This is a genomic window from Thermoplasmata archaeon, from assembly GCA_038874435.1.
Lineage (GTDB): Archaea > Thermoplasmatota > Thermoplasmata > Lutacidiplasmatales > SKW197 > SKW197.
This window is the reverse complement of the sequence record JAVZCK010000008.1, coordinates 57,724-70,027: the sequence shown is the minus strand read 5'-3', so window position 1 is coordinate 70,027 and position 12,304 is coordinate 57,724. Positions and strand designations below refer to the sequence as shown.

Below are 12,304 nucleotides of genomic sequence, written 5' to 3'. Positions count from 1 at the left end.
TTTGTCTGCATACTTCAGCAATGATGAATCCCAACCCTAAAATACCTACACTCTTTCCCTTTTTTCATGAGTAAAATTACGATAGCCCATGGCGCTGGCGGCAGTGTGATGCAACGCTTGATTAAAGAGAAGATTCTGAAACACTTTGGTAGGGGTGAATCAGAGGTGCCATTGGCAGCTCTTGATGATGCCGCTGTGGTTGAGGGTATTGTGTTCACCACAGATTCGCACACAGTAAAACCAATTTTTTTCCCTGGTGGCGATATCGGACGGCTTTCTGTAGCTGGCACAGTGAATGACCTCGCTTGCGTGGGTGCGAGACCCCTGGCACTTTCGGCCGCTTTCGTGATTGAGGAGGGTTTTGAGGAGGAAAAACTTGAGAAAATTGTAGAAAGCATGGCAGCGACTGCAGAAGAAGCAGATGTGGAGATTGTTACTGGGGACACTAAAGTTGTGGAGCATGGTGGCTTAAGCGAGATTGTTATCAACACATCGGGCATAGGCAGGAGACACGAACTTCTTGATCAGAATCTTGAAGTAGCAAGAAAATACAGAACTGTTAAACATGCGTGGCTTCTGGACTCAAATGTGGCTGATGGAGATGTAATTATTGTTTCTGGCTATGTGGGAGACCACGGTGCTGCAGTGCTTTCAGCAAGGGAAGGAATCGGGTTTGAGGGCAATTTTGTGAGCGATGTCATGCCTCTTAACAAAATGCTAGGGCGAGCACTTGAAGTGGGTGGCATCTGTGCGGTGAAGGATGCGACACGAGGAGGGCTTGCAAACTTGCTCAACGAATGGAGCGAGAAGTCAAGTGTAGGAATTGTTGTTGAGGAGGAAAAAATCCCAGTTAGAGACGAAGTAAGGGCTGCCTGTTCAATGCTTGGGATTGACCCATACGAAATCGGAAATGAAGGCAAGGTAGTGCTTGCAGTAGTGCCAGCAATGGCAGAGCAGGTGCTTGAGACACTGCGCGAAACCAGGGAAGGAAAAGAGGCAGCAATTATAGGCATGGCCAGAAAGGACATTGATGGCGTGGCACTTAAAACCAGGGTCGGAGGGATGCGAATTCTCCAGCCACCAATTGGGGACCCTGTTCCGAGAATCTGCTAAACTCATTGTTTAGAGGTTGGCATCAAAAAAGTTTATTAGTGGGTAAATCCATAGGGGGAGCAATGAAGAGATGCCCTGTTTGTGGTTACGAGGCAGGGGATGCTGATAAATTCTGCAAGCAGTGTAGCTATGTGTTTCCGAAGACAGTGCATGAAAAACTGGATGAAATTTTTGAGGAAATTGAAGAACCAAAAAAGGAGGAGGAGATAGAGGAAGAACTTGATGAAATTTTGGCATCTTTAGAGGAAGAAGAGACAAAACCTTCATCAGATGTGCCAGAAAGCAGGGAGACCATGAGTTTAGGAAGAACGCCCATGGCAACAAGGGAAACAGGAGCAACAAGGGCGGGAAGAATTAACGGGATGACCAACGGTCTAACAAATGGCACATTTAAGCCCACGAAAGCAAGAAGGGAAATAAAAAAGAGGGAGTACAGAAAAATTGTGGTGCCTTTAATTGTATGCATTCTTGTAATAACATCACTCATGGCTTTGATTTCGATAAAAAAAGAGAGAATCCAGTTGGATGGCGAGTTTTCGGACTGGGAAGGTGCAAAGAAAAGCCAGTTTTCTGTAGGCATTGTGCCCACTCAGATAGACATCGTGAACACAGCGATTGAGAGCGATGAGAAATGGTATTATTTCCTGGTAGAGGTAAGAGGCGAGATTTTTGAAGGCGATGCAAAGCAGGCAAATGCTGGCTACATGGATATCCTTCACATTTTTGTGGATGCTGATTGCAACCCTGAGACAGGATACTTTGTGCGAGGCATCGGTGCTGATTATGTGCTTAATCTGGGTGGTTGCAGAGGTGAGGTTTTTACCCATGAAGTTTATAAGTTTGATGAGAGCAGGAGCAAATTTGATTGGGAGGGCAAGATTGGATATGGAAGCATTGACTGTGCGAAATCAAGCAATGCAGTGGAACTCCGTGTCCAGAAAAAGATTTTTAACAGCGAGAGCATTGAAGTGGTTTACCACATGTTTTCCTATAACGGTGCTGAGGACTTTTCAGATTATATTGTGTCAAACAAAAAGCCAGCACTCGTTTGTAATGTGAAGTATGTGGGCAATGAAGTGATTGATAATGCTGCAGAGTACATAAGGGTAGAGTTGACTGCACCGCAGGAAGATGTGACACTGAAAGGAATAGTGCTGAAGGAAGTTGGAAGCAGCCAGCCAGTAGATGTAGAGTACAGCATCAACGGCGGTGCAAGGACTAAGGAAACTTTCAGCGGTGCAAAAGAAATTGGTTTCAACACATTGATCACGAAAACAAAAACAGAAATTGTATTTTATCTGAATGCTAGTGCCCATCTGCCGGAGAGTGCAGTGGGAATAGAAATTGATAGCAGAGAAAGTGTGAAGGCAGAAGGAGTGGTGAGTGTATCCGAGAGCCAGGATGCAGGTAAAGCGAAAGTTTCGTATGTGGAAAGTGCCCCTGCTAGAATAAAAATAGACGGAGCTTTTGGTGACTGGAGGGACAAGCAACTTGAGGAGGATGAGGACGATGCTCCTGCTCAGTACAACATCAAGAAATTCGGAGCGTTCAGAAACGACAGAAATGTGAGTTTTTATGCGAGTGTTGAAAATGCCCTCTTCCTCGGCGCAGAAGTGCCTTTCACCGGGCCTGTGAAAGTTGAGCACAACATCACACCAACTCAACCAGTCACACCACCGCCTCTCATCGGGTACGACTATCTCAGAATCTACATTTCACAAGAAAATATCACATTCGGGTACAACATTTATGGACTTCTCGCAAACTATAAGATTGAGGTAATTGGGCTTCATGGTAAAATTGTAAACGCCACAATGTATGAGTTTACTGGGGCATCCATCTACGATGAGCGATGGAACAAAATTGATTCACCTCTTTGTGCAAAGGACAGTCTGCAGATTGAGGTAATGTGCCCGCTTGAAGGGAATCTAACAATCGTTTTTGAAACCTCAAACTGGAACCATAGCATTGACTGGAGCAAGTCGCAAACAAGTGTTTCTTGGAAGTCGGGAGAGATTCTTCCTATGGCCTACACCCAGCTCGTAAAGGTTACTGATGGTGTTGGTAGCTCAGCAGAGTGGTTTGGATATTCAATTGCCTCTTTGGGTGATGTAAACGGCGATGGAATTGTGGATTTTGCTGTGAGCGCGCCATATGCGGACTATTCGAGCAGAACAGATTGCGGGGCTGTCTATGTTTTCTATGGCTACAAAGGAATGGAATTTGCGAATATAAATCCAGCAAATGCTAACATCACAATTTATGGTAACAACACAAACGATAATATTGGGTGGAACATTACATCTGGTGATTTGGATGGTGATGGAAAGAATGACTTAATCATTGGTGCTCCAAATGCCTCAAATGGCACGCTGAGACCAGGGAGAGTTTATGTGGTCTATGGCTCAGCCCTGAGTTCACCGAAAACAATTGATTTAGCCACCTATCCCTACGGAACAAAGTGCATAAATGGGACTGGCGAAGGGGACAGATTTGGCTGGTCTGTGAGCGTGGGGAACACAAACGGTGCAAGCACCACAGACCTGGTTGTTGGTGCCCCTGGTGTTGGACAGGATGTTTATTCCAATGACTTTGAAGGCAGTACAGACGAGGACTGGACCCACTATAACACGGGTGGAAGTGCAATAGATGAATGGCAGCGGGGCACGCCCACAAGCCCACCTGCATCCACGCACAGCGGCACAAAATGCTGGGGCACAAACCTTGCTGGCAATTACGCCAACCAATACAGCGCCGCCCTTGTGAGTCCTGAAATTAAGCTCCCATCTGGTGCCCTCTATCTGTCTTTCTGGCACTGGCGTGACTTTCAGGGCACAGCAAATGATGGGGGGTTAATAGAAATTGCCACATCCGACGATAATTTTGCTACATGGACGCAAATTAACATGCACATGCCCTATTCTCCTTGGCCTCACTACAATGGCACAATTACTGCAGCTTCTAATCCCTTGTATAACAAGGAGGCATGGTATGTTGATATGCAAGCATGGTATGAATGTACTGTGCTCCTTGCGGATTATGCAGGCAAAACAATCAAGGTTCGTTTCCACTTCGGTTCAGACAGTGCAACTGTTGCCAGGGGCTGGTACATTGATGATGTCCGTGTCTGGGGTCCTGCTGGAAGGACCTATGTGTTCTATGATGGAACAGTTCCAAGCTATGCCAAGAATGCAAATTCAATTCTTGCTGGTGCGTATCCGAATGAGCAGTTTGGCTACAGTGTTTCTGCTGGTGGGGACCTGAACAACGATGGAAAAGACGATCTGGCTGTCGGAAGCCCGAATTTTAAGAACAACAACATAGAGGGGGCAAGAGGCAGGGTGTCTGCATTTAACGGTGGCGCTTTATCTGCAACCCAGATTTTCCAGGAGGGATTTGAAAACCCTGAGATAAGTAATCAAATTCCTGGCTGGTATGAAAATCCAAATAATGCAAACATAGCCAGTCTTGTTACTTCCCCAGTTCACAGCGGGAACAGGGCTGCAAGACTTCAAGGAAATCTTAATAGAATAGCCTACATAGGAAAAGAGTTTGACATGCGAAATGCCACAAATGTGCAACTTTCATGGTGGTGGATGTCGGCAGGATTAGATGCTGGTGAGGACGGCGAGGTCTATCTCTTTGCGGAAGACCGCTGGTTCTGTCTGATTATGGCTGTTCCCAGCACAACACAGTACGAGCAGGTAACCATTGATTTAAGCAAGTACTTTTACATGACTGCAAGCATAGTAATTGAGTTTGATATCTGGGCGAATGCAAACAATGAGTATGTGTATATTGATGATGTTGTGCTCACGGCAACACGGTCAAAGAAGATTGTCCCAACAACAACGAATAGCGGTTTTGGCACAAGCGTGGCAATTACACCAAGTTTAAATGGAGATGGCTATGGAGACCTGATAGTGGGTGCACCCAACAACAACTCAGGTACTGGCTCTGCTAGCATATACTACTATTATCCAAATGCTGGAGGCGTTTCAGAGCCATGTGCAATAACAGACATGTGGATTGGGTATTTGCTTGATTCTTCGGAATTTCTCGCTCAGGCATTTGTTGCACCAAAGACGGGTTATATCTCTGCTGTAGAAGTATCTTGTATTGATTATGGCACCGATTCCACAGCAGCATATTTTTCTATAAATGCAACTAGTTCTGGCTTGCCCGGAACTGCATTATCTTCTTCAGAACCAATGGATTTTACTTCATGGGGCGAATGGAAATTAATAAGCTTTACTACTCCTGCGTATGTAACTCAAGGTGCTACATACTGGATTGTGGGTATAAACTATGATTCAGCAAACAACGGGTATCTTTGGCTTGCAGACAATAGCAATCCTTACCCTGATGCGGGCTCATCCTGGACAGTAAATGGTGTGTGGCAAACTCCCACAGCTGAGGACCAAACCTTCATCGTCCACTATGCTCCGAATGCTACAATCTCTGGTGCAAGTGCTGGTGACAATTTTGGCTTTTCCATCGCTTACCTGGGTGACTTTAACAGCAATGGCTCAAAGGACTTTGCAGTGGGTGCAATAAACACGGGAGGCACTGGTGCAATCTATGTATTTGATGGGAACAACATCCAGAGCGTGATGAGTGCAACAAATGCAGAGTACTATTACTTCGGCACAACATCTGGCTCAAAGCTGGGCTGGGCAATCGCAAGCCTCGGAGATGTTAACTCTGACACATACAAGGACTTGTGTACTGGGGCACCTGCAAACAGTTCAAACAATGGGTATTCTGTGGTTGTTTCAACCCAGGTTTCTGAAAGCCAGTCCGCACTTTTCTTTATTGCGGCAGTTCCTGCAGCACCTGGAATCATTCTGTTTCAGAGAAGGCGGAGAAGAAAGGACAATTGCCAGACATAGCACATTTAGAAAAATTTATTAGGCAGGAGACCGTTTTACTGAGCGAGAAATATGTCTAAAATCTGTCCTCTCTGCAACTATGAAAATGATGATACAGCCAGCCATTGCCTTCAGTGCAATTATATGTTTCCAAAAACTGTCCATGAAAAGCTGGATGAAATTTTTGAAAGAATTGAAACTGAAGAGCCAGAATATTCCTCGCCTGAAAATATAGAAGGCAGAACCACTGCTGGCGTTGCTCAACGTGAAAGAGCAGCCTCTAATGGTCTGAGGGAGACAAGCCAAGGCAAAATCAATGGCGTGAAGGGACGCGGTTATCCTGTCCACAGGGCTCAAATCCGCAAAAAGAAGCAACAAAAAAGAGTTTATCTTTACCTTGTCCCTGTTATCACCATAATTTTGATTTGTGTCGCATTGGGAGGGCTTCTCTTAATAAAGAAAGAGAGAATCCAGTTGGATGGTGAGTTTTCGGACTGGGAAGGTGCAAAGAAAAGCCAGTTTTCTGCAGGCATTGTGCCTACTCAGATAGACATCGTGAATGCAGCGATTGAGAGCGATGAGAAATGGTATTATTTTCTGGTAGAGGTGAGAGGCGAGATTTTTGAGGGCGATGCAAAGCAGGCAAATGCTGGCTACATGGATATTCTCCACATTTTTGTGGATGCTGATTGCAACCCTGAAACAGGCTACTTTGTGCGAGGCATCGGTGCAGACTATGTGCTTAATTTGGGTGGTTGCAGGGGAGAAGCCCAGATACACGAAGTTTACAAATTTGATGAAAGCAGAGGGAATTTTGATTGGCAGGCGAAAATTGGTTATGGAAGCATAGACTGTGCGAAATCACTCCATGCAGTGGAACTTCGTGTCCAGAAAAAGATATTCAATAGCGAGAACATTGAAGTTATTTATCATATGTTTTCCTACAATGGTGCTGAGGACTTTTCAGATTATATTGTGTCAAACAAAAAGCCAGCACTCGTTTGTAATGTGAAGTATGTGGGCAATGAAGTGATTGATAATGCTGCAGAGTACATAAGGGTAGAGTTGACTGCACCGCAGGAAGATGTGACACTGAAAGGAATAGTGCTGAAGGAAGTTGGCAGTAGTCAGCCAGTAGATGTAGAATATTCCATCAACGGCGGTGCAAGAGCGAGAGAAACTTTCAGTGGTGCAAAGGAGATTGGTTTTAACACAGTAATTACCAAAACAAAAACAGAAATTGTATTTTATCTGAATGCCAGTGCCCATCTGCCGGAGAGTGCAGTGGGAATAGAAATTGATGGTAGAGAGAGTGTGAAAGCAGAAGGAGTGGTGAGTGTATCCGAGAGCCAGGATGCAGGTAAAGCAAAAGTTTCGTATGTGAAAAGTGCCCCTGCCAAAATAATAATAGATGGAGCTTTTGCTGACTGGCGAGACAAGCAACTTGAGGAGGATGAGGACGATGCTCCTGCTCAGTACAACATTAAAAAATTCGGTGCAGTGAGGGAAGATTCAACCATTAATCTCTACCTTTCAGTTGAACAAAATTTGCTTGGTGGAATTGATGTGCCATACACTGGCCCAGTCAAGATTTCAGGGTCTGGTGGGGGTGGCGTGATTCCTTCGCCACCACTGAATGCTACCGACTTTGTCAGCATCTACATCCAGAAGGGTTCGCCTCCTGTCGGCTACAAGATAGGACACATTCTTGCAAATTATTTTGTTGAGATAAATGGCAAAAATGGAAAAATTCTTTCAAAGAAATATTTTGTTTTTAATGCCTCTGGAGATTGGGAATTTGCCGGATATGTGGCAGCAGAAATTGATAACTACCAGATTGAAGTGAAGCTGATGATAGACGAAAATGCCTCAATGGTATTTGTCACATCCGACTGGAAGGAGAACAAGGACTATACAAATGAGAGTAATCCCATAGGAAGGGCAAGTGCAACGCTAACAGTTGACCCGTTACCACATGCCCAAACAAAAGTGGTTGTTTCTCCTGTTGTGGAGACGAAATCAGGAGGAATTGATATCCTTGATGCACCATTTACCTCAGACACAAATATCCTTGGCACCTCACCGAAACTAAATGGAAGCAATCCATCTGCCTGTGTAGCTGCAAACGGAACAATTTATGTTGCATACCAGCAAAATAATTCCGAAACATCGCACGGAGTTTTTGTGAGAGCAGGTATAGAGGGACTTACAAGCGCATGGGCCACCTCTTGGAGCAAAAACAGCACAACAACAAATGTGACAAATCCTTCCATATGCGTAGACCCAATTACCCAGAATATTTATGTTGCTTACGAAAATGCTACATTCTCATTTGGGAAATACACTAATGCGAGTAATGTCTGGGCCGAATATTATATTCCTGGCTGGGATTCATCAAAATGGAAGAACCCCTCAATTGTTGCCTATAATGATATAGTGTATATTTTCTATGAAAATGAGAGCACCACAAATCCTGGGAAGTATGACATTGGGTTTGTGAATTCAACAGATGGAGGAAATACATGGAATGGTTACTTCTATTTTAACGAGACAACAACAGATGAGAGAAACCCAAGTGCCGGGATTAATGCAAATTATGTATTCATAGCATTCCAAAATGAAACGGGTGGAAATTACAACATAACTTGGTATTATTCTGCAGATGGCGAGAACTGGAATGGCTGGTACACTCCATGGGCTGAAAACGAAATGTATCCATCAATTTCCATCAGCGGAAATTACGGATATGTGGCATTCCAGGATGATACCTATGGGGACCGCGACATCTACTGTTTCTGGTCTACCGATGAATTTGCTACAAGCCCAGGGCTCTCAGCTGTTGCCCTTTCAACCAATGATGAACTCTTCCCGTCAGTGGCTGCAAACGGTGCATTCGCAAACATTGCATTTATCAACATCACGGGAACAAAAGCAAATATTTCATATTCAAACACAACAAACAATGGCCAGACATGGCTTTCTCCGCTCCGTGTGAATGACAATGATGGAGAGGTTAGAGTTTATCCTGGCTGTCTGGTGGTCACAAACAAGAGTTCTGCCCTCTCACTATGGGCTGAAAATAGCAGCACCGCAAATTCCCTCACTGCAATATATCATGCAGAGATAGCGGAAAGTGGTGATCTCTCATTCCTTGCCCTGTTCGTATTTTTGATTGCACCAGTTGTTTTCTGGAGGAAGCGAAAGAGAGATTAACTACACAGTGTAGTAAATTATAAATACCCCCTGCCTGTAGGCGGTTTTGTGATAACCATGAATGGAAAAATCAAATTCGGTCTGGCTTTGGTGCTCGGACTTCTATTCGCAGGTGCACTTGCAGTGCTATGCCTTCCAAAGACAGTGGCTACAGGAAATGGAGAGGGAGCAATCTCAATTGCAGTTGAGAAGAACTACTATGAGAGAGGGCAGGGTGTAGGTTTCGTACTCACAAACACAGGGAGTATAGAAATGATGGACACTCCTTCTGTAACCATCCACAAGAAGGATGGTGCCTTTGTTGCTGCTGTGCCCACTCTCACAGTGCTCTACACACTTCAACCCTCACAATCCATAAGCTTCTACTGGGACCAGAAAGATGGAAATGGCAATCTGGTTGCAGAGGATGAATATGTGGTCAAGGCAAGGTTTGCTGGTGAATTTGCACTGGCAACCTTCAAAATAGGGGTTGGAAGCACAAAATCAATCTACACAATAACAGTGATGAACCAGACAGCAAACAGGGCGGAAATCTATGTCTGGAATTCTGGAACAACTACAATAACTGGCTACTTCCACTTCTATGTGTACAACTCAAACGGGGATGTGGTCTATGCCTACACAACTTCAAAGAAGTACTCGCTCTCACCTGGAAGCTATGGTGTGCATCACTGGACATTGAATTCAAACACTGGCTTCTCGGTTGACAGCGGCGAATATTACATCGTATGTGCTATCACAAACCCCTCATACAAGAGCCAGCATGCAATTGCCCATGAGCTTTTCCAGCTCTAAACTCTTTTATTCTTTTATTTCTGGCAACCTTTTTAGCGCTTCAAGCTTTTCCTTTTTCCCAATTTTCGCCCCTTCTATCGTCTCTATCAAAAACCTTGTTGATTCGTCCATTGCTTTTCTGTCAACAGGGTAGGGCACACCGTCCTTGCCGCCCACTGCAAACGAAAACCTCACAGGGTCTTTCCAGCTCGGTTCCTTTCCAAAAATAATTTCACTGATCAGGGCAAGGGCACGGAGTGTGCTGACACCCACACCTTTAAACTCAACAAGTTCCTCAAAATTTCTGGGCTGGAATTCATAAACTCTTTTCAAAACCTCCCAGTTCACATTGAGCGGCATTTGCAATTTCTCAAGTTTAACTGGATGCCCATCAACAAAATCCTCAAGTGTGCTTTGATGGGTGAGAGAGGCAAGGTACCTCGGTAATCTCTCAAAATCATCACAGACAAGGTCAACACTGGTCTTCTGGACTTCCACACTTTGCTTAGCTGTTAAATCAAGGACATTCTCTATCCTCTCTCCAACTATCCCAGCATGTGGCTCAACCACGAATTTTTCTGGCTGAAACCAGTGGTATCTCCTTGCGTAATTCCTTTCCTTGTGCATCCCCTGCTGAATCACGCACCAGTCCCCGCTTTCTGCAACCACCATAACATGATGGTAGAGTTCATGTCCATCCTGGACACAATTGTTGTCCACCTTTGCACACATTCTGCTTGCTCTTCTCAATTCGTCAATCTTTCTCCCAGTAAAACTGAATTCATCACCGATTTTTACAATCTCCTGCTGGGTTGCCCTTGAAGTCGCACCTTTGCCACCAGCTACCCTTACGCCAAGATTTTTCAACGCCAAGGCTTCCTTGAGTGCACCACAGGTAACTGTGGTTGTCCCACTTGAATGCCAGTCAAAGCCAACTGCACAGGCAAACGCCTGGAACCAGTGAGGCGAGGACAGGCGTCTCAGCAATTCTGCGGTGCCATATTCCTCAACAATCACCTCAGCTATTGCACCCTCAAGTTTAACCATTCTCTCAAACAACCATCTGGGTGCACTACCACCATGCAGCGGAAGGTCTGCAAAACCCGTTCTCATTATTGTCTAATCCCCTACTACAAAATATTTCCACATCTTCTGCACTGTAGTCGACCATCCTCCAGGAGAATTATCTCCTTACATCCACATACCCCACACAGCGGCTCTGCAGGATACTGGTTAAGATACTCTTGCAGGTCCTTGGCAGTGGTTTGTTTTGCTCTCCAGCGTTCCACGGCAGTAAAGTATTGGTTAAGTTTATGGTCTGTGATATTCCATGCCTCTTTTGCACATTCCAATGCTTCGTTGTACTCGGATGCATCTAGAAGCATTTTTGCCTTGTCAATTAACGATTCAATGTGGCTCACATCAATTCCAATCTCAACACATTTCTCAAGCTTTGACTCCACCCATGAGTTCATGTCTACGATCTGTTCCATAATCGCCTTGATTTCCTCGTCCGAATAGGTGACATTTGTGAGTTTGGAAGTGGGAACTTGCTTTCCCTTAAACAGAGGAATTCTAATTTTCAATCCTTCCTTTGTAAATTCAAGTGGGCGAATCATCGTATCATGGCTTGTGCCTCTCAACCTCTCTATGGAAATGCCACGAACAATTGTACCTTTTATTACCTCCTTGTGGAGACGAATTTCCCCTCTCGCAACTAGAAACTCTGGGTCAATCTTTGTAGGCGATGGGTACTCTGAAGTTATGAGTGTTGTGACCTCGGATTCAGCAAGAAATCGCAGTAACGACTGAATCTCTCGTCTTTCGCTATCTATATTCTCACTTTTGACCGCAAACAAACGTAGAGATGTGAAGGAATCAAGCACAATACGGTCGTATTTTCTGTCTTGGAATTCCTTTTTGAGTTTCATGTAAATGGACTGAATTGTGATGTCATATGGATTTATTGCAGAGCTCTGTCGGATATCCTCAACCTCACCCAGCGTTTTGATATCCTTCATGCTTTTTATTTCTAAAATGTCTGTTGCCTTTCTGTAACTTCTGATATCAGGAGTGGCATCCAACACAGCAATCCCGCTTAAATCCCAACCAAAAACCGAAATGTTGTCCTTTATTTCGTTGGGTGGTTCATCCAAAGTTACAATCATGCATCGCTCTCCGTTTTTTAGCCCTTCTCTGAGAAAATGCAAACAGAGTGTGGTTTTGCCACTGCCCGGTGGACCAGAAACAATGTACGGTCTACCTGGCAAAAGCCCTCCATTCAACATATGGTCAAGTTCCTGAAGCCCTGTGCTAACTCTATCGCCACCCAT

Annotated in this window: 6 protein-coding genes; 4 read left to right on the top strand and 2 right to left on the bottom strand. The window is 44.7% G+C overall.

Annotated features, from left to right (window positions below):
• The first annotated feature begins 66 nt into the window (after nt 1-66).
• The 4 genes from hypE to QXD64_04675 all read left to right on the top strand — a co-directional run bounded on the left by hypE (nt 67) and on the right by QXD64_04675 (nt 9,992).
• On the top strand, nt 67-1,113 hold the full coding sequence (hypE, locus tag QXD64_04690; GenBank protein MEM3396612.1) for a hydrogenase expression/formation protein HypE: 1,047 nt from the start codon (nt 67-69) through the stop codon (nt 1,111-1,113).
• Nucleotides 1,114-1,175: 62 nt separating this feature from the next.
• On the top strand, nt 1,176-6,005 hold the full coding sequence (locus QXD64_04685; GenBank protein ID MEM3396611.1) for a hypothetical protein: 4,830 nt from the start codon (nt 1,176-1,178) through the stop codon (nt 6,003-6,005).
• A 51-nt stretch (nt 6,006-6,056) separates the two neighbouring features.
• Entirely contained in the window at nt 6,057-9,197 is a 3,141-nt protein-coding gene (locus QXD64_04680) for a hypothetical protein (GenBank protein MEM3396610.1), read from the top strand.
• 57 nt (nt 9,198-9,254) lie between these two features.
• The gene (locus QXD64_04675; GenBank protein MEM3396609.1) at nt 9,255-9,992 is read left to right on the top strand and encodes a hypothetical protein; all 738 of its coding nucleotides are present in this window, start codon (nt 9,255-9,257) and stop codon (nt 9,990-9,992) included.
• 6 nt (nt 9,993-9,998) lie between these two features.
• Here the strand turns inward: QXD64_04675 and QXD64_04670 are convergent, their stop codons facing one another.
• Nucleotides 9,999-11,084: a DUF763 domain-containing protein gene (locus tag QXD64_04670; GenBank protein MEM3396608.1), complete on the bottom strand. Its 1,086-nt coding sequence runs from the start codon at nt 11,082-11,084 to the stop codon at nt 9,999-10,001.
• A gap of 17 nt (nt 11,085-11,101) precedes the next feature.
• Nucleotides 11,102-12,304, bottom strand: a complete 1,203-nt coding sequence (locus QXD64_04665) for an ATPase domain-containing protein (GenBank protein MEM3396607.1) — start codon at nt 12,302-12,304, stop codon at nt 11,102-11,104.